The organism is Alteromonas sp. 14N.309.X.WAT.G.H12 (assembly GCF_036697315.1).
Lineage (GTDB): Bacteria > Pseudomonadota > Gammaproteobacteria > Enterobacterales > Alteromonadaceae > Alteromonas.
In genome coordinates this window covers 1-19,132 of record NZ_JBAHZB010000065.1, presented here as the reverse complement: position 1 = coordinate 19,132, position 19,132 = coordinate 1, and the positions used below count along the sequence as shown (strand labels likewise).

Here is a 19,132-nt window from a genome sequence, read left to right as displayed (position 1 = left end):
TTCGTGAAGGTGGTCGTACAGTAGGTGCCGGTGTTGTAGCGAAAATTATTGAATAATTAACGCTGACATTGGTCATCAAAAAAAAAGGCGCTCTTTGAGCGCCTTTTTTGTGTCTGTTGGTCAGTAAATGGCGAGATGCGCATCAACTAGCAGAAATGTTTATATTCCTATCTTCTAAGACTATAGTCGTAGGCTTAAATGGCCCCTAGTCGGTTAATCTTCCGTCTTGACGCAGTTTCTAGGCTTGGTTTTATCTATTGTTGTGGATAAAATTAACAAGGTATAAATATACTCGTCACTTTCTAAGATTCTTTACTTCGTTTAGTAACAAGCGGTTTCTTTGTTTACAAATTTGTAATATGTTCACTTTTCATGCAGCTCTATTATTAAAGCGGTAAGAAAGGCTGCCTTTAAACGGGACAATTCAGGATAACAATATGCAATCAATAATGATCGTCGTGCTAGGCATCATCGGTATGCTGCTTGGCTGGTTTGTTTATTCAAAATTTATCGCCACACGAATTTTTCAACTCGATGATAAGTTCGTCACGCCCGCCCATGAGTTGCGTGATGGGATAGATTTTGTTCCAACTAATAAAATCGTGCTGTGGGGGCATCACTTTACCTCTGTTGCCGGCGCTGCACCCATAGTAGGGCCTGCAATTGCCGTATATTGGGGCTGGGTGCCCGCCGTATTGTGGGTGGTATTCGGTACCATCTTTTTTGCCGGTATACACGATATGGGCGCACTGTGGGCCAGTAACCGCCACAAGGGTAAGTCCATGGGCGCCTTGTCCGAAGGGGTTATTGGGAAACGTTCCCGCTCCTTGTTTATGGTTGTTATTTTTCTTGTATTGTTGATGGTTAATGCCGTTTTTGGTGTGGTTATTGCCAAATCTTTCGTCAGCCAACCCAACGCCGTATTCCCTGCCTGGATGGCCATTGTGGTAGCGCTGGTCATCGGCCAGTTACTGAAGCGTAATTTCAGTCTCGTTCCTATGTGTATCGCTGGGATCATCGTGCTATACGCGTCGGTGTATGCTGGCGGATTTATACCTCTTTCACTACCGGAAACGATGTTCGGTCTTAGTGCCAATGCAAACTGGATCATCATTTTATTTATCTATGCGGCAATTGCCTCGTTGCTACCGGTTTGGATGTTGTTACAGCCCCGTGACTTTATCAACGGGATGCAGTTATTAGTTGGCTTATTGCTTTTATATGGCGCGGTGTTTATTTCCATGCCCGATATTACAGCACCGGCTTTCAACACACAGACGGCAGTGGATACCCCCAGTTTAATTCCGTTACTCTTTGTGACCATTGCCTGTGGGGCGGTGTCTGGCTTCCACGGTATTGTTGCCTCGGGAACCAGTTCTAAACAGCTGGATAAAGAAACGGATGCGCGCTTTGTCGGTTACTTAGGGGCTGTAGGAGAAGGTTGTCTGGCCCTCATTACCATTGTTGCAGTCAGTGGCGTGGCTTTCGCCGCGTCGCCAGAAGAATGGCATGAAGTCTACAGTCACCTTGGGGACGGCAGTGTGTCTGCCTTTATTACCGGTGGTGCCAACCTGATCCAGCAAGGATGGGGGTTGCCCGTTGATTTTTCTTCTACCATATTAGCGGTGATGGTGGTCTTGTTTGCCGGTACCACTATGGACTCAGGGGTCCGCTTGCAGCGCTATATTATTCAGGAATGGGGTGAGATTTATAACCTTGAGATCCTTAAAAATGGCTTTGTCGCTACCATGGTGGCCGTAGGCACCTGTTTGTTGTTGGCCTTTGGTGCCGGCGGTTCATCGGGTAGCGGTGGTATGATCATCTGGCCTTTGTTTGGTTCTACCAATCAAATTTTAGCGTCGTTAACCTTACTGGTTATCTCGGTAATGCTAATTAAGATGAATCGGCCTGCCATCTATACGTTACTTCCCATGACATTTGTACTGGTGATGTCGTTTCTTGCTGGCATCATCAAGTTGCAGGAATACTGGGCTGATGGCAACTATCTGCTGGTTTTCCTCGACGCGGTGGTGCTGGTTGTGAGCGTACTGGTTATGCTCGAAGCATGGTCCGTGATTTCCCGCTTCAAACGGGAAAAACGGGCAGGCTAACAGGCATTTTCTGTTTTTATGATAAAGGCCGGCAATTCGCCGGCCTTTTTGTTAATCGATGAGTTCAACCTGCTTTGCTGCGGTATCCGTTTGTAGTCCAAAATGACCCAACCCATAGGTATAGGAGGCATCCTCATTCCAAATACGGCTTGTATGTACGCCATACACATAACAAGTGCCTGTGGCACAGACCACCTGATCAATATAACTTTTTATGGAATACACTTTATCTGCAACAGGCACGCCGTAAATACTGTCTAGAAAAGGGCTTTGTACCGATAGGCCATAATAACCACAGGTACTGCTCCAAACGTTATAGGGATAAACACCGCAACTTAGCAGTCCGCGCAGGGCGCCGGCAATGCCCACAAATGTATCAACCGATGACGCTACAGCGAGTTTATCGATTTGTTCAATGGCAAGGGTTACGCCCATGGAATGGGCAATCACATCGATTTTACCGGTACAAGAATGACCTATCGCATCCGTGATTGCATTGCGTACTGGGGTTTCTTCACTACCAGAATGATTGTTGCACGCGGCGCAGGTTTTTGAACCCCAGTCAGGTATGTAAAGATCGTCCATACTGTACCCTTGAGAGAGCAATGTACTGACGGTGACATCCCAACTCGACGGGGCGGCAGTATTTCCGTGTACAAGCACCACTGAATCTTTGCAATTTGCCCACGCCATCTGACACATCCCACAGCACATGACGAATGAGAGACTAATACGAAAAAACATACAACCCCCCTTGTTAAAAATATGTAAACTTATGTAAGGGTGCGCCGGCAGAAAAGAAAGTGCTATAGTACTTTGGTGCTGCGGTCAGTGGTGGCAAAACTCTAAAATAGTGACGCATCAAATATGCTACAGTTTCAGTCTGTTTAGACGCTTATAGTATTTTCATGTTATTACTTAGTATCTATGTGCTTATTGCACTGGGATTTTCTTTTTTATGCTCCATCGCTGAGGCGGTGATCTTGAGTATCTCTTCTGCCTATATTTCGGTGTTGGAAAACGAGGATAAAGCTACCGGTAAGCTACTGCGTCAGTTAACTGATAATATTAATAAACCCCTTGCCGCTATTCTTACGCTAAATACCATTGCCCATACTATGGGAGCGGCAGGGGCGGGAGCTCAAGCTGCGGTGGTGTTTGGTGAAGCCTACTTAGGTGTTATCAGTGCCATCTTAACCTTGTTAATTCTTATTTTTTCCGAAATTATCCCCAAAACGCTAGGCGCGACCTATTGGCGGGCCCTAGCTAAACCTACAGCATGGTTTTTAAAATACTTAACCTTTATTCTCGCGCCCTTTGTTTGGTTTGCAGAAAAGCTTACACAAGGCTTTAAAGAAGAAAGTCCGTTTAGAGGGCTTAGCCGCAATGAATTACAAGCCATGGCTGAATTATCGCGGCAGGAAGGTCAGCTGGCAGAAAAAGAAACGGACTTTTTACAGAATATGCTCAATATGCATGATGTCAAAGTTCGAGATGCCATGACTCATCGCACCTCTTTGTTTTCGTTATCGGAAACCATGACGGTAGAAGCCTTCTTCCATAAACATTCCCACATGGAGTATTCCCGGATCCCCATCTATTCCGACGATGAACATGAAAATATCCATTCATTTGTTATGCGTTCGGATTTGCTCCTTGCCTACGCCCGTGGCAACACAGATAAAGTCCTCGGTGATTACCAACGTGACATGGTCACGGTACTAAGCAGCATGCCCCTTTCCAACGTGGTAGATTTGTTTATTGAACGCAGGGTTCACATCTTTATGGTGGTGGATGAGTACGGCGGTCTGGAAGGGATCGTGACCCTTGAGGATGTACTGGAACACCTGCTTGGTATTGAAATTGTGGATGAAAAAGATAATACCGTCAGTATACGGCGGTATGCGCAAAACATGGCGCGACGCCGTGCTGCTATGCTAATGAAAAATGTCCCCGACAATGATCTTCCTGATAAAGACTAGGCCAATTAAGTATTCACTAACGGAAAGGTTACCACCACACAGACGCCAGTTTTATCGGGCAAGTCAGAAAGTTGAATCTGGCCTTTATGGTAGTTGGCAATCATGCTGGCAATAAACAAGCCGAGACCTAAATGGGGATGGGCGGCTGTTTTGTGCCTGTCTTCATCGGGACGGACAGATACCATCGATTGTAATAACTGACTTTTCATCCCCTCGGGTAAGGGGGGGCCAGGATTAGTGACCGACAATTTCATGGTTTTACTTTCTCGCCAAAGGTGCACGACAATCGTATCGCGAAGGTGGCTGAACTCCACCGCATTGGCAATGATTTTATCCATCATCTGGGCAAATAGATCCGGCGAGCCTTTAACGTGGGCGCTATCTAAAGGCATTTTCAGTTCAAATTGGCGATCTCTAAAAACATGGGCATAGCCATCAATACAGCCGGATACAACGGGGGCAACATCAAAGGTTTCAGGCTCTTCTTGGGCAATGGCGTGCTCTAACCGTGTGGCTTCGCTCATGCTGTTTAATATTGTGCTGAGGCGAGTAATGCCGCTTTGCGCCCGCTCAATCAGAAGGGCTTGCTGGGTGGGATCGTTTACCTCGCAAATGGTATCGAGGGAGGAGCGCACAATGGCGATGGGGGTGCGTAATTCGTGGGATAGGCGCGAAGCCATATTTTCCAGGTACGAATTGTATTGCTGTAACCGCACTAAAACATCACAGAACGAGCGATGAAGATCATCAATCTCATCGATATGTCCCGGTTGTGGCAAACTGCCAATAATTTTACCGTTATCATCAATGACAGCTTCGGTATTGTCTCTGAGCTTACGGACTCGATTTGAAATGCGGTTTGCGAACAAAAAGAGACTGAGTGTGCCAAGCAACATCACCGCCAGTATAACGTGGAAAAGTTGTTCTAAAGCTCGGTTTCGAAGGGTGCGTATGCCATTGGTGGTTTGTTCTACCACCACCGCGCCCATCACATTATCACCAATAAATATGGGGTAGGCCGCGGAGAGAATAACCGCCTTTTTGTCTGGCGTGAGCCGCCATAAAGAATCGGCTTCACCGTTTAATGCTTTGGTGATGTCCATACCCGCCAATGCGTAGGCAGTTTCCAATTCATCAACAAAGGCGGCTGGCGGACGGGTCAATATATGGTAGTAAAGGGGAAGTAAGATTTTCCCTTCCACCCAATTCCACCAGGCATAATCACTTTTTTGTGTCGCCGGTACTTTAAATCCAGATGCCGAATGTATATCGCCAGCACGGGCCAGCACCCGCTTATGGTTATCCACAACCCATACGCGGGAATTCGCATATTTAAGACCGGACAAAATACGTTCAATTTCGGGGGAGGGCGTCAGTACCGTTCCGAGTCCTTTGGCGTCATTGGGGTTCGCGGTGCCCACGGCATATTTTTTTACACGGTGTTCAGCGCTATCAACATCAACCAGAGCAAACGCCAACGCACCGGATGTCATTGTCAGCGGGAAACGAAGTTCAATGGCATACCCTTTATCTGTTTGTTGCCAACGGCCCTGAATTTGTAATTCATTGCCGATGGCTCGGTAGTTAATATCGTTTGTATCAAGTTGATAAGCATTCACCCAACCGGCCTCATAAGGGGCAATGATAAACCGCTGTAAGGTATCGTCTTTGGCAATCACACTAATAAGTAAGTGATCACTTTGATCCACCGCAAGGGCGTTTTTGGCCCGCCAAACTACCACATCATCGGTGACATCAAACATGGCGTAATAATACTTGCCATAACGACCTACCATATGGGTAAAAGACAAGCTGACGTCATTGGCGGTAAGGGTAGGATCAAACCAGGTTACAACCTGGTCGCTATTGTACTGCTTACTCACATCCCACACCGATTCCCAGTCGTTAAATACGCCATCTAACTGAATCGCCGTGGGGATCGGCGGGGCGTATAAATCAGTCCCCGGTCGTACGGTTTTTAAAAAGGCGGACTGACTGTCAAACAGGGCAGGACGTTCGTGTAACGCCGTGGCCACAGAGCGGGCCGTGCCTATCATGGTTTGTTCCTGACCAATGCGCAGGTACTGTTCCATCTCCCAGATATAACGATAACCCAGCCACGGGATGGTGAATAGAAATAAAGACAGTACTAATAGTTGAAGCCTGATGGAAAATCGGAATTTCACGTGGTGTTAGCCCTGCCAGCGGTAGCCCATACCGTATACGGTGTCGATATGTTCGAAGGTATCGTCTAACTGTACGAACTTTTTACGCATACGCTTTATATGGGAGGTAATGGTGGTGTCATCGACCACCATACGAGATTCGTCCATTAATTGTTGGCGACTTTTTACATGTCCTGGGTGTTTTATTAAGGCATGTAACATCCAAAATTCGGTGACTGTAAGGGCCACGGGTTGGTTTTTCCAGCTTACTGTCATACGACTTACATCGACACAAAGGTGACCTAACTGAATTTGTTCACTTTGCTGCTTAGGTGAGGACAATAAATCAATTCTTCGAAAAAGTGCGGCAATACGGGCAAGTAAATGGGCCATACTAATGTCTTTAGTGAGGTAGTCATCCGCGCCCATGCGAAGGCCGCTGATGGTATCTACGTCATTATCCCTGGCGGTAAAGAAAATGATGGGCAGGGTTTGTGATAGCTGGCGTAATTGCTGACACAGCATGAAGCCACCTTCCATTTCCTCTTTCAAGCCAATATCAATAATGGCCAAATCCGGGAGGGTCTGGGCAAAAGCATGGGAGGCGGAAGGTCGGTCGGCATAAGCATTCACTTGATAGCCTTGGGCCTGTAGTGCGGCAATGTAGTTTTCCCGAATAGCGGCATCATCTTCAACAAGGGCAATGGTTCTTGGCATGTTACTAACGTTGGTTTTTGTTCGATAATGCCACTATACACCAAGCCGTTAGGCCATTCTCGGATTCAGCCAAATTTCCACCACAACGCCATTTTTCGGCCACATTTGCCCGTTTATTACCGAATTACCCCCGTTCTTTACCAAATTCGACCCTTGTGCCTGATTTTATCGCCACATTTCCCCTTTTCAGTACAAGTGTGGACATATTGGCGCGGTGAAATAAGCCTCACTGAAGCCAATCTTGAAGGAAAACAATGATGAATAAAAAACGTATACTTGCACTGACTTTGACCACGATGTTAGCCGCGCCGGGTTTTGCGCTTGCCGATAGTGTGGATCGCGAGAAGGAAAAAGATACGGCGGTGGCCTGGGGGTTGGGCACCGGTGTTGTTCTTGGCGCTGTTGTTGCCGGCCCTATTGGTGCGGGTGTGGCTGGTATTTTTGGTGCGCTAATCGGTGAAAATGAAGCAACCCATAGTGAACTTAACGACACCCAACTTGCCCTTGCATCAACCCAGTCTGCATTGAATGATACGGAAGCTCAATTGTATACATTGCGTGATTCTATGAATGAAGTTCGTCAAACCGCCAGTTTGACCCCTGTGAATTTGACAATGGAAAGTACTCAGGCGCCCCTTTCTATACAAAGCACGATCCAGTTTAAAACGGGCTCCGGCAATATCGAATCCGTGTACGACGAGCAATTGGATCTCATTGCTAAAACCCTTCGCCATTCTCCGGATCTTGTGGTCAAACTCACGGGCTATACCGATAGTCGCGGTGAGGAAAGTTACAACCAGTTATTGTCAGAGCAACGGGCCACGGCGGTGAAAACCGCGCTGATTAGTCGAGGGGTGAGTTCGCATCAAATTGAAACGTTCGCAAAAGGGGAGTCGTTGGCAACGTCACAACAGGGCGAAGGGGCATTTTTCCAACGCCGGGTGGTGGTGCAGGTACAGCCGTCTGAGCAATGGATGACCGCGAAGCGATAAGTATTTTTAGCCCCCATCTCTTGTTCTCACGTTTAGCGTCCGCACCGGGCGCTTTTTTCATGTTATCATTCCGCTCTTGCAATATAATATGGGAAACATTCGGTTTCCTGCGACTGCGTAAACTCCCTGAATATTCACAACATGGCCCGGATAAGCTGTGTGCATTTTAATTGCCGCACCATTGCTATGCCATGGACAAAAACGAAAGAGAATGGGTAATAGATGAAAGCGCTAAATATAGCGAGTTTGAAAAAAGTGTACAAAGGTGGCGTACAGGCGCTGCGTGGTGTGGATCTAACGGTTGAAGAAGGTGATTTCTTCGCCTTGTTGGGTCCAAATGGAGCCGGTAAGTCCACCACTATCGGTATCATCAGTTCCTTGGTGAATGCCACTGCTGGTGACGTGAAAGTGTTTGACTACGATTTGCAGACACAGAAAGAAAAAGCCAAAGCCTGTATTGGTTTGGTGCCCCAAGAGTTCAATTTTAACCAGTTTGAAACGGTACTTCAGATCGTACTCAATCAAGCGGGTTATTATGGTGTACCCCGAACCATCGCCAAGCAAAGAGCCGAAAAATATTTAACCCAGCTTGATTTATGGGGTAAGCGCAATATGGCCGCCCGTACTTTGTCTGGGGGAATGAAGCGGCGTTTGATGATCGCCCGGGCCCTGATGCATGAGCCCCGTTTGCTTATTTTAGATGAGCCCACGGCGGGGGTGGATATTGAGATCCGGCGTTCAATGTGGTCGTTTCTTAAAACCATCAATGAGCAAGGCATTACGATTATTCTGACCACCCACTATCTGGAAGAAGCAGAAATGTTATGTCGCAACATTGCCATTATTGATAAAGGCATGATTGTGGAAAATACCAGTATGAAAGCGCTGCTGTCTAAGTTAAATGTGGAAACCTTTATCTTGGATCTCGGTCAGTACGCGCAAGCGCCTGTCATCAAAGGGTTTGAAACTCGTCTAACGGACAGCCAGACCCTTGAAGTGGATGTAGAAAAAGCGGAAGGTCTAAACCCTGTATTTACACAGTTAACCGAGCAGGGCGTCCCCGTACTGAGCATGCGTAATAAATCCAATCGATTGGAAGAACTGTTTGTCACACTGGTGGAAAATGGCCGCAAAACAGAAGAGGTGGGCTGATATGCATGAGCAAAATAACTGGATAGCGTTGACCACAATCTGGATTAAAGAATGTACCCGTTTTTTGCGTATATGGGTGCAAACGCTGGTGCCACCTGCTATTACCATGACATTGTACTTTGTGATTTTTGGTAACCTTATCGGTAAACGCATCGGTGAAATGGGCGGTTTTACCTACATGGAGTTTATCGTCCCCGGTTTAATTATGATGTCAGTGATTACTAACTCATATGCCAATGTTTCATCGTCGTTTTTTAGTGCTAAATTCCAACGCAATATCGAAGAATTGCTGGTTGCACCTGTACCTACCTGGGTCATTATTTTCGGCTATGTGGGCGGTGGCGTGGCACGGGCCATACTTATCGGCATTATTGTCACCGCGGTTTCCATGTTTTTTGTGGATGTCCATATTCATAATCTCGGCGCCATTGTGGTCACCCTGATACTGACGTCCAGTTTGTTTGCCACGGCCGGTTTGGTAAATGCCATTTTTGCCCGCACATTCGATGATATCAGCCTGGTGCCTACGTTTGTGCTTACGCCCTTAACCTATTTGGGCGGTGTCTTTTATTCGCTGACTTTGCTACCGGAATTCTGGCAGTTTGTGAGTAAAGCCAACCCGATTGTGTATATGGTGAATGGCTTTAGGTATGGCTTCCTAGGTGTGTCCGATGTCAATGTGGGCGTGTCTATTGGTATTCTTATTGTATTTAACTTCGCCTTGTATGGCCTTGCCCATCATCTTCTGAACAAAGGTCGAGGGATCCGCACTTAATGGTCTGCCAAGGTAATTCTCGAACCGTAAAAAGCAATCAAGAGGGTATCCATCACAAACTGGATGCGTTGGTGATGCGTTATAAGCAAACGGAAAGCAAACGCCCGGTAAGTGAGCATACCCGAGAGGCTTTTTTGGCCGTTGAGGACTGGTTGGATGGATGGCAGGGCGATATTATACTTGATTCATGCTGTGGTGTGGGACAAAGCACCGCCACCATTGCGGCGGGTTATCCTGATTGTAAAGTGATTGGGCTGGATAAATCAGCAATGCGCCTTGGTAAGCACTCACATTATCAGTCGGGCGCGGACAATTACGCGGTATTTCGTGCCGATGTGAATGATTTTTGGCGTCTGGCGGTACAAGGGCAGTGGTCGGTTAAAAAGCATTATTTGTTATATCCCAATCCTTATCCTAAAAGCAGTCAGATCCAAAAACGTTGGTATGGCTCTGCCGCTATGGTGGATTTAATGGCCCTGTGCCCCGTTATTGAAGTGCGCAGTAACTGGTTGTTGTATTTGCAGGAGTTTGCCCAGGCAGCCACACATTACGGCTTGTCTGGTGAGATTGAGAAGGTGGCCAAGGGCCAGCCGATGACCCCGTTTGAACGTAAATATCTCGCTAGTGGACAAGCCTGCTGGAAGTTGACCACGGGCAAAGCAAAAGACTAATGGCTGACCGCGGTGGATTTGGGTTTGCTAAAAACAAACCCTTGGGCATAGTGGATAGGCAGTGTCTTAATTTTGTCTAGGGTATCGGTATCTTCAATATGCTCTGCCACAATACTGATGTGGCTTTTATAGGCCATATCACAGATCCCGAGAATGAAATCTTCCACTTCCGGGGATTCAGACAGGCGCTTTAATAATCCTCCATCAAGCTTGATACCGCGCAGTGGAAGGGTCATCAGATTTCGTACATTGCCCGAATGCCTGCCAAGATTATCAACAAATACCCCTATACCACTGTCGATGGATTTGTCGATAAAGTGTTTTAATGCCTCATGATGGTGAAGCGCCGCGTCAGCACTAATTTCCACACTGACTCTGGACGGGTTGCTGTAATCTGCCATCTGAGCTAGAAAGGAATGCAATAAGCGGGTATCGGTAATATCTTCGGCATTAAGGTTTATATTCCAGGCAAGGTTATTGTCTTTAAAATACGCCGCGCTTTTACTAAACATCATGGCGGCCAGCGCATGGACATGTTGGTTGCGTTCAATGATGTGTAGAAAGTCACTGGGCATGAAGATTTGTTGCTGCGGTGTTACAAGTCGGGCCAGGCATTCATAACGCCAGACACGTTCCGTACGCATGTCGATGATGGGTTGAAAGTAAGGCACAATACAGTCTAACGTGTAGTTTTCCGTAATTTCACGAACTGGCATATCACTCGCCTTATGTAATTCCTCTCTTTTTACTATAGCAGAGGTCATCAGAATACCAATACTCCTTACCGGCGAACAAATAGATGGCGTTCGCTGAATGAAACAAGGTGTATAAAAATGTAACTTATCTCAACTTGGCGTCGTATCTACTTGGCGAAGATGCGTTTCTGGGGTAAAGTGCGGGATCTTTACAAGAAGCGTGCTGAGTTTTCATTGCCACAAGAACCGTGTGGGGGTGCAGCCAATGTTGTGCCTTTGTAGTTTAAGGCGAAGCGCGAATTGCTCCAATTTGATATAGAGGTGTGTGCAGTGGGTGAAGCTCAAGTCAGTCTGAAACATTTGTTTCGGGTCTTTACCAAGCCTGAACACAAAGACTCAAAATTAGCACAAATCGAACAACACCTGTCCGATAATATTCTGGATTTCCTTTCTCAACACGTGGTGGCTAAAAACACCTCCCTGGAGGAAATTGAACAGGATTTTTCTGATCCTGTGGTACCTGAATCGCCGGAGTTTGTTTCTGCCCATGCCGAGACGCTGCTAAATAAGCTGGTGGCACATTCGGTGAACACCTATTCGCCGACTTTCATCGGCCACATGACGTCTGCATTACCGTATTTTCATTTGCCGTTAGCCAAATTGTTGGTGGGACTCAATCAAAACTTGGTGAAAATTGAAACATCAAAAGCTTTCACGCCGCTAGAGCGCCAGGTGTTAGGCATGATGCATAACCTGGTTTATGATCAGGATGAAAACTGGTATCAGCAGTATTTGCACAGTGCAAAACATGCCTTAGGCGCTTTTGGCTCGGGCGGCACAGTGGCCAATATTACGTCCTTGTGGGTAGCGCGAAACAAAATGTTGGGACCGGATGGGGCTTTTGTGGGCGTGGCAAAAGCCGGGCTTGCCAGTGCTTATCGCCACTATAATATTCAGAATATGGGCGTGATGTGCTCACGACGGGGACATTATTCTCTATCTAAGGCAGTGGATGTGCTGGGGATAGGAAGACAGAATTTAATTTCCTTGCCCTGCCCAAATCAAATGCTGTCGCCGGAACTGGCGTTGGCTGAAGGGAAACGCTACCAACAAAATGGCAATAAATTACTCGCCTTAGTGGGCGTCGGTGGTACCACTGAAACTGGCCATGTGGATCCATTAGATGAATTGGCCGATGTGGCCAAGGAGCTGGGCTGCTGGTTCCATGTGGATGCGGCTTGGGGCGGTGCTACCTTGTTTTCGAAAACCTATCGTGAACGTTTAAAGGGCATTGAGCGGGCAGATTCCGTTACCATTGATGCCCATAAACAAATGTATGTTCCCATGGGAGCGGGTATGACATTGTTTAAAAACCCTGAGGATGCCAATGCTGTGCGTCATCATGCCCAGTATATTTTGCGTCAGGGCTCAAAGGATCTGGGGGCGACCACATTGGAAGGCTCCCGAAATGGGATGGCGATGATGGTATATGCTTCGCTGCATATTTTTGGCCGGCGAGGCTATGAATTGCTGATTGATCAAAGTATCAGCAAGGCGGCTAAATTCGCAGCCATGATCAATGAACATCCGGATTTCGAATTGGTTACCGCCCCCACATTATCCATTCTTACCTATCGGGTGTGTCCTGAAATCACCCGTGAACAACTCAAACATGCCAGCGCGGAAGAGCTGCGTATACTCAACCAGAAACTCGACACTCTGGTGGTCAATGTACAGAAACTTCAGCGTGAAGCGGGTAAGTCCTTTGTATCGCGTACGCGGTTAGAAAGCATGGAATATGACGGCATACCCATCACGGTTTTTCGTGTGGTATTGGCAAACCCCCTGACTTCTGAACGGGATTTACACAACATACTGGAAGAACAGTCAGCCCTCGCCAGAGAGCGGATACTGTGGAAGGAATTAAATGAAGGTAAACACTCACTATCTGCATAGTGTGAGTGGGCTATCATCACCAAACCTGCGGCGATGATAGCGATTATATCAGCACGTAAAGTGCAGGTTGTCTATCAATCGGGTATCACCTAAATAAGCGGCCACAAGGATGACTAAGTGGGCCGTGTTCGTATCGGCTTCGCTTAGATTATCAGCATCACGAACCACTAAATAATCAGGCACAAACCCCGCCTGTTCAATTTTAGTTGTATAGGTATCGATAAGCTGGGAATACTCACGGTTGCCATTGACGATATGGTCTTTTAGTTCGGTTAACAACTGATACAGTGAGGGGGCGATGGCACGTTGTTGTTCATTGAGGTAGCCGTTACGTGAACTCAAAGCCAGACCATTTTCTTGCCGCTCAATGGGCACGCCCACAATGTCAATGGGCAGTGAAAGATCCTGGGTCATTAACCGAATCACCTGCAGTTGCTGAAAGTCCTTTTCACCAAAAAATGCCATGTCGGGACTGACCATATTAAACAGTTTACACACGATGGTGGCCACCCCACGGAAATGCCCCGGTCGACTGGCTCCGCACAGGATATTGGATAATCCGGGAACCTCAACAAAGGTCTGTTTCGCCAGTCCTCTAGGATACATTTCAGACACGCTCGGTAGAAATACGGCTTCTACGCCTAGTGCCTGTAATTTTTCCTTATCTTCAGATAGGGTACGGGGGTAGGCGTCAAGATCTTCATTTTGGCCAAATTGCATGGGGTTGACGAAGATAGAGACCACAACCACATCGCACTGACGTTTAGCGGCTCTCACAAGTTGCAGGTGGCCTTCGTGTAGGTTTCCCATGGTAGGCACAAATCCTACTTTTTGATCGGCTTTACGCCAGTTGTAGCGCGCTTCGCGAAGCGCTTGTACGGTAGTAAGAGATAGCATGATTTACTCGAAACTTTGTGACGGTGCGGGGAATGCACCACTTTTTACTTCTTCAATATATTTCTGCACGGCCTGGCGCATATCGCCGGTTTCTAGCAGATAATTTTTAGAAAACTTTGGCATGTAGTTGGCGCTGATGCCAAACATGTCATGCATGACTAGAATTTGGCCGTCGGTATGTGGGCCTGCGCCGATACCAATAACGGGAATGGTGAGGGCATCAGATACCGCTTTACCCAGTGCTGTGGGGACACATTCTAACACCAGTAGTTGGGCGCCAGCCCGCTCCAGTGCCAATGCATCCTCGACTAACTTAGCGGCTTGGCTTTCTTCGCGGCCTTGTACCTTAAAACCACCAAAAACATGCACGGATTGGGGGGTTAATCCCAAGTGGCCACATACAGGTACGCCCCGTTCGATGAGTCCTGAAATTGTCTCACCTAACCAAGCGCCGCCTTCAAGTTTGACCATACTGGCACCGGCGGCCATAAGTTTGGCCGCGTTTTGGTATGTTTCGGCGGGGGTGGCGTACGACATAAAGGGCATATCGGCTAAAACAAACGCGCGGGAGGTACCACGGCGTACTGCCCGAGTATGATAGGCCACGTCCTCTACGGTCACCGGCAAGGTGTCGTCCTGACCCTGTAATACCATACCTAAAGAATCGCCAATGAGCAGAACATCTATGTGCTGTTCATCGAACATCTTTGCAAAACTAGCATCATAAGCGGTAAGCGCAGAGATTTTTGTTCCTGCTGCTTTTAAGGCTTGTAAGCCAGAAATGGTAACTTTTTTCATAGGATTACCTCAGAGTGAGCACTGTGAACAGGCATCAATTAAGCTGGGATCTAAACGGCTTTACGCCTGTTCAGATGTTGTCAGTCGTCGCAGACCATCCAGGTTACATTTTGCCACCCATAACGCAATGGCGTTTCCGTCGGGCATTATCATACTGGGGGCTATTTCAAACAAGGGGACCATAACGAATTCTCTTTCGGCCATGCCATAGTGAGGCACGGTAAGTTCGGGCGTAGAGATCGTTTGGTTGCCATACAAAAGGATATCTAAATCGAGGGTGCGAGGCCCCCACCGTTCGGCTTTGCGTTCGCGGCCGTATCTAAGTTCGATATCCTGCAACTGTGCCAGCAATGCCAAAGGTTCTAACGCCGTTTCAATCAGACAGACGGCATTAACATAGTCAGGTTGATTTTCTGGCCCCATGGGGGAAGACAAATAGAGCGAGGATTTTGTCAGTAACCGGCATTGGGGCAGGTTATCGATTTCATCGAAAGCTAATGTTAGCGTGGTTTGTGAATCACCCATATTGCTACCTAAACTAATATAGGCATGCTCTTTATGCATTAGAGTCACTCCGCTTCGCTGATGGTTTTCTCCTACGCTTGCGTGGTCTCGCTGTGCCGCCTTCTTGCTGGCGTAACGCCGTCAGCATTTTTTTCTGTTGGCCGGACTCTGCATGCTGGAATTGTGTCCACCAGTCTGCCAATTCTAAGGGATCGCCACCTTCAATCTCACCGCGAACACAGAGAAAATCGTAGGCAGCACGGAATTTCGGATGGGTGAGCAATTGAAATGCCCGGCGCCCGAAACGTCGTGGCAAGCGTTGTTGCAACATCCAGATATCACGAATAACCGTAGAGAAGCGTTTGGGGATCATAATACGTTGCACTTGCCGATGGATGACTTCGCCGACGGCAATATTGAAGGCGTCATAATGGCTAAGCCCACTTTCTGCCTGAAGCTTCTGTGCATGTTCTTCTAACGGATACCACAGGAAGGCGGCATATAAAAATGCGGGCGTCACACGCTGATTACCGTTGATTCGATGATCGGTGTTTTCCAATACCCGCAAAATAAACTGGCATTCTCTGCTATCTGGGGTCTTAAGGGCTTCGCTTAACTGAGGGAACAAAGGCTGTAATAAGCCATATTGTTGCAGCAACGTAAAGGTGGCGACACCGGCACCGCCAAGAAACAATTTTAGGGTTTCTTCAAATAACCGGGCGGGGGGAATATTCGCCAGTAAATGGGCGAGTTTGGGGATCGGATCACCGGTACGAGGGGTAATGGTCATATCCAGCTTGGCGGCAAATCGAATGGCCCGCAGCATGCGGACGGGATCTTCCCGATATCGGGTTTCCGGATCACCTATTAATTCCACTTCACGTCTACTGATGGCATCTCGCCCGCGGGCGAAATCCGTGACGGTAAAGTCAGCGACACTGTAATACATGGCATTAAAGGTGAAATCCCGACGTTGGGCGTCTTCTTCAATGGTGCCAAACACATTGTCTCGGACCAACTGCCCTTGGGCGTCCTGTTGTCCTAATTTGTTATCACTTTCATCAACGCTGTGATGGCCACGGAAGGTGGCAACTTCAATAATTTCACGGCCAAATACGATATGGGCCAAGCGGAAACGTCGCCCTATAAGGCGACAGTTTACAAATAAACCCTTGATTTGCTCGGGGGTAGCGTTGGTGACTACGTCAAAATCCTTGGGTAATTTGCCGAGCATCAGATCTCGCACACAACCACCAACCAGATAGGATTCGAACCCGGCCTTATTCAGGCGGTACAATACTTTAAGCGCACTATCACTTATCTCTTCACGAGAGATACCATGTTCTGCACGGGGAATAGTGTATGCCTCTATCGCCGTTTTTGAGTCGGGGGTTTTACCCAGAGCTCGTTTAACCGTTTTAAACACGCGCGTAATAATGATGTCGTCTCCGCTAAGTTCGAGGTTGTGTATGATAAGTGGAATCCTGCGCAGCGACAATAATTTCCCTTTTTTTCGGGATATTATCGCACCGCCAGTGCGTTATCGCCCATTGTAACACGGACGATGGCGAGAGGTTGATGGCCTCATCGGGCACTTTATAGCCTAAAAATGTCAATGCCTGCACTAAATTTTGTACTGCTTGGTTAGTATCTATGGCCATAGCGTGGTTTTGTTTGCTGAGTTTACGCCCGATACTTAAAGCGGCCACGGGAATATGGGCATAGCGCGGCGACGGCTGGGCCAGCAATTGATACAAACTTAAGTGGGTCGCTGTGGTGGCCAATAAATCACTGCCTCGCACAATATCTGTTATGTTCTGCTCGATGTCGTCAGCCACAACCACTAAATTGTAGGAATACAAGCCATCTCGCCGTTTTAATACCGTATCTTCAAGGGCGTGGGGATCATCAACGGTCACTTCGCCAAGTACACGGTCATAAAATTGCGTAACGGGATGGGTTAACTGTAAACGAATGGCAGTCTGTCCATGGGGATGATTGGCAAAGCGGCAGGTACCGGGATAGACACCGCCATTGTCTTTGATCATTCGTCGCGTACAGATGCAGTTATAGGCTAACCCTTTTGACACAAAATCTGCCAGCATTGCACGATACAAGGAATGGCGTTTGGATTGATAAACCACCTCACCATCCCACTGCAAACCATGGGCGTCGAGTTGATGTAAAATTTGGCTGTCGGCACCATCAATACACCGGGGTGTATCAATATCTTCCATTCTCACGCGCCATATACCATTGTGGGCACGCGCATCCAGGTAGCTGGCTAACGCCGCAACAAGGGAACCAAAGTGCAAAGGCCCAGTGGGAGAGGGGGCGAATCTTCCGATATACGGGTAAGAAGCCGTCATGGTGTGAAGGATAACGAAATCCCTGACGCTGAAATGCCTTCAGCGTCATTGGGGTTGCCTGTAAAGAAAATCAGCCTTGCAGCTGTTTTTCTTTTATTTCAGCCATGGTTTTACAATCGATACAGAGATCAGCTGTAGGGCGGGCTTCCAGGCGACGAATGCCAATTTCAATACCACACGAATCGCAGAATCCGAAATCATCTTCTTCAATACGCTTAAGCGTTTTTTCAATCTTTTTGATGAGTTTGCGTTCTCGGTCACGAGTACGCAATTCAAGACTGAATTCCTCTTCCTGTGCAGCTCTATCTACAGGATCAGGAAAATTAGCAGCTTCATCCTTCATATGGGTTACGGTACGATCTACTTCTTCACGAAGTTGGTCGCGCCATGCTTTTAACAACAAACGGAAATGTTCCATTTGTTGTTCGTTCATATATTCTTCATCAGGCTTTGGCTGATAAGGCTCAAGGCCGGCTAAGGCTAAAAGCCCCAGGGATTTTGTTTCTTTTCCTGTTGGCATGTACCACATCTCCTACACTACGACACCCACACGTGCTGAATAATCGAGTATCTATAGCAGAATCGCTATATTCAGGCAACGTAAAGCGTCAAGTTACCCTTCCGTTATTTTAATGCATCCTGTGCGCTTCGATGCAATGAGCCGGTGGCACAATTGCACCACAACGGTAAAAAGCAAGCCGCAAATATGGCGTTCATTTGGGAAATTGCAACTATTTTTTTACAAGAATACCGGTAATAATTGATTTATAACGATATTTTGTTCATTAATTTCACAGCCAAGGGCCATGACTTGCATTCCTTTTCTGCGCGCATCCAATACGGCCCGTGCATAATCTGGATCAATATGATTTGCCAACTGCACGGAATTTACGCCAGTATGCTGTACGCAAAAGACCAGAATAGTCTTTATTCCCGATTCGGCAAGGCTTCCTAAGGTTTCACAGTGTTTTCTTCCGCGCGCGGTCTTTGCGTCGGGGAAGAAACCTTTGCCATTTTCGGCTAATGTGACGGATTTTACTTCTGCATAGGCCTCACCATCGGCGGTTTGCAGATGAAAGTCGAACCGGCTGTCGGCACCGGGTGGCGTGACTTCGCGTTTCCAGCTCGTCACATTAGAAAAGGCATCACCGACGTTGTTTTCGATGGCTTCAGCCACTAGGCTATTGGCATTGTGGGTATTAATCCCAATAAATTGGTTTTGCCCGTTACAGGCGAGTTCCCAGGTATAGGGAAGCTTGCGTTTGGGGTTGGTGGATGTGCTAAGGTAGACATCAAAGCCCGGTTGCGCACAACCGGTCATCGCACCTGTGTTCGGACAATGTGCGGT

18 protein-coding genes are annotated in these 19,132 nt (G+C 47.5%); 7 read left to right on the top strand and 11 right to left on the bottom strand.

The window, feature by feature from the left end; genetic code table 11:
* The first annotated feature begins 437 nt into the window (after positions 1-437).
* Positions 438-2,111 carry a carbon starvation protein A gene (locus tag V5298_RS14610; protein ID WP_332932184.1) on the top strand — a complete coding sequence of 558 codons (1,674 nt, stop codon included), beginning with the start codon at positions 438-440 and terminating at the stop codon, positions 2,109-2,111.
* A 51-nt stretch (positions 2,112-2,162) separates the two neighbouring features.
* On the opposite strand, the gene V5298_RS14605 is transcribed toward V5298_RS14610, so the two are convergent.
* A complete protein-coding gene (locus tag V5298_RS14605) occupies positions 2,163-2,804 on the bottom strand; it encodes an alpha/beta fold hydrolase (protein ID WP_332932183.1) in 642 nt (213 codons plus the stop codon).
* Positions 2,805-3,019: 215 nt separating this feature from the next.
* Here V5298_RS14605 and V5298_RS14600 point away from each other — a divergent pair, with 215 nt between their 5' ends.
* On the top strand, positions 3,020-4,093 hold the full coding sequence (locus V5298_RS14600) for a CNNM domain-containing protein (RefSeq protein WP_332932182.1): 1,074 nt from the start codon (positions 3,020-3,022) through the stop codon (positions 4,091-4,093).
* Positions 4,094-4,098: 5 nt separating this feature from the next.
* Here V5298_RS14600 and pdsS read toward each other — a convergent pair whose 3' ends face one another.
* Complete coding sequence (pdsS, locus tag V5298_RS14595) at positions 4,099-6,279, bottom strand: proteobacterial dedicated sortase system histidine kinase (protein WP_332932181.1); 2,181 nt, start codon at positions 6,277-6,279, stop codon at positions 4,099-4,101.
* Positions 6,280-6,285: 6 nt separating this feature from the next.
* Entirely contained in the window at positions 6,286-6,975 is a 690-nt protein-coding gene (gene pdsR / locus V5298_RS14590) for a proteobacterial dedicated sortase system response regulator (protein WP_332932180.1), read from the bottom strand.
* A 254-nt stretch (positions 6,976-7,229) separates the two neighbouring features.
* Here pdsR and pdsO point away from each other — a divergent pair, with 254 nt between their 5' ends.
* From pdsO to trmB, 4 genes are all read left to right on the top strand, one after another.
* Entirely contained in the window at positions 7,230-7,967 is a 738-nt protein-coding gene (gene pdsO / locus V5298_RS14585) for a sortase-associated OmpA-like protein PdsO (RefSeq protein ID WP_332932179.1), read from the top strand.
* Positions 7,968-8,189: 222 nt separating this feature from the next.
* Positions 8,190-9,119, top strand: a complete 930-nt coding sequence (locus V5298_RS14580) for an ABC transporter ATP-binding protein (protein ID WP_332932178.1) — start codon at positions 8,190-8,192, stop codon at positions 9,117-9,119.
* 1 nt (position 9,120) lies between these two features.
* Positions 9,121-9,894, top strand: coding sequence for an ABC transporter permease (locus V5298_RS14575; RefSeq protein WP_332932177.1), 774 nt, complete (start codon positions 9,121-9,123; stop codon positions 9,892-9,894).
* Positions 9,894-10,565: an SAM-dependent methyltransferase gene (gene trmB / locus V5298_RS14570; RefSeq protein WP_332932176.1), complete on the top strand. Its 672-nt coding sequence runs from the start codon at positions 9,894-9,896 to the stop codon at positions 10,563-10,565. The genes V5298_RS14575 and trmB overlap by 1 nt, the downstream gene beginning before the upstream one ends.
* Here the strand turns inward: trmB and V5298_RS14565 are convergent.
* Positions 10,562-11,281, bottom strand: coding sequence for an EAL domain-containing protein (locus V5298_RS14565; RefSeq protein WP_332932175.1), 720 nt, complete (start codon positions 11,279-11,281; stop codon positions 10,562-10,564). The two genes, trmB and V5298_RS14565, sit on opposite strands and share 4 nt — an antisense overlap.
* Positions 11,282-11,590: 309 nt before the next feature.
* On the opposite strand from V5298_RS14565, the gene panP reads away from it, so the two are divergent.
* On the top strand, positions 11,591-13,216 hold the full coding sequence (gene panP / locus V5298_RS14560; protein ID WP_332932186.1) for a pyridoxal-dependent aspartate 1-decarboxylase PanP: 1,626 nt from the start codon (positions 11,591-11,593) through the stop codon (positions 13,214-13,216).
* 48 nt (positions 13,217-13,264) lie between these two features.
* On the opposite strand, the gene panC is transcribed toward panP, so the two are convergent.
* The 7 genes from panC to sfsA all read right to left on the bottom strand — a co-directional run.
* Positions 13,265-14,113, bottom strand: a complete 849-nt coding sequence (gene panC, locus V5298_RS14555; protein WP_332932174.1) for a pantoate--beta-alanine ligase — start codon at positions 14,111-14,113, stop codon at positions 13,265-13,267.
* Between the two features lie 3 nt (positions 14,114-14,116).
* On the bottom strand, positions 14,117-14,911 hold the full coding sequence (gene panB, locus V5298_RS14550; RefSeq protein WP_332932173.1) for a 3-methyl-2-oxobutanoate hydroxymethyltransferase: 795 nt from the start codon (positions 14,909-14,911) through the stop codon (positions 14,117-14,119).
* A 60-nt stretch (positions 14,912-14,971) separates the two neighbouring features.
* Positions 14,972-15,475, bottom strand: a complete 504-nt coding sequence (gene folK, locus V5298_RS14545; protein WP_332932172.1) for a 2-amino-4-hydroxy-6-hydroxymethyldihydropteridine diphosphokinase — start codon at positions 15,473-15,475, stop codon at positions 14,972-14,974.
* Complete coding sequence (pcnB, locus tag V5298_RS14540) at positions 15,468-16,772, bottom strand: polynucleotide adenylyltransferase PcnB (RefSeq protein ID WP_332932185.1); 1,305 nt, start codon at positions 16,770-16,772, stop codon at positions 15,468-15,470. The genes folK and pcnB overlap by 8 nt, the downstream gene beginning before the upstream one ends.
* A 94-nt stretch (positions 16,773-16,866) precedes the next feature.
* Positions 16,867-17,784: a tRNA glutamyl-Q(34) synthetase GluQRS gene (gene gluQRS / locus V5298_RS14535; protein WP_332932171.1), complete on the bottom strand. Its 918-nt coding sequence runs from the start codon at positions 17,782-17,784 to the stop codon at positions 16,867-16,869.
* 70 nt (positions 17,785-17,854) lie between these two features.
* Complete coding sequence (gene dksA, locus V5298_RS14530; protein WP_332932170.1) at positions 17,855-18,304, bottom strand: RNA polymerase-binding protein DksA; 450 nt, start codon at positions 18,302-18,304, stop codon at positions 17,855-17,857.
* A 219-nt stretch (positions 18,305-18,523) separates the two neighbouring features.
* A partial coding sequence (gene sfsA / locus V5298_RS14525) for a DNA/RNA nuclease SfsA (RefSeq protein WP_332932169.1) occupies positions 18,524-19,132 on the bottom strand: 609 nt, incomplete at its 5' end.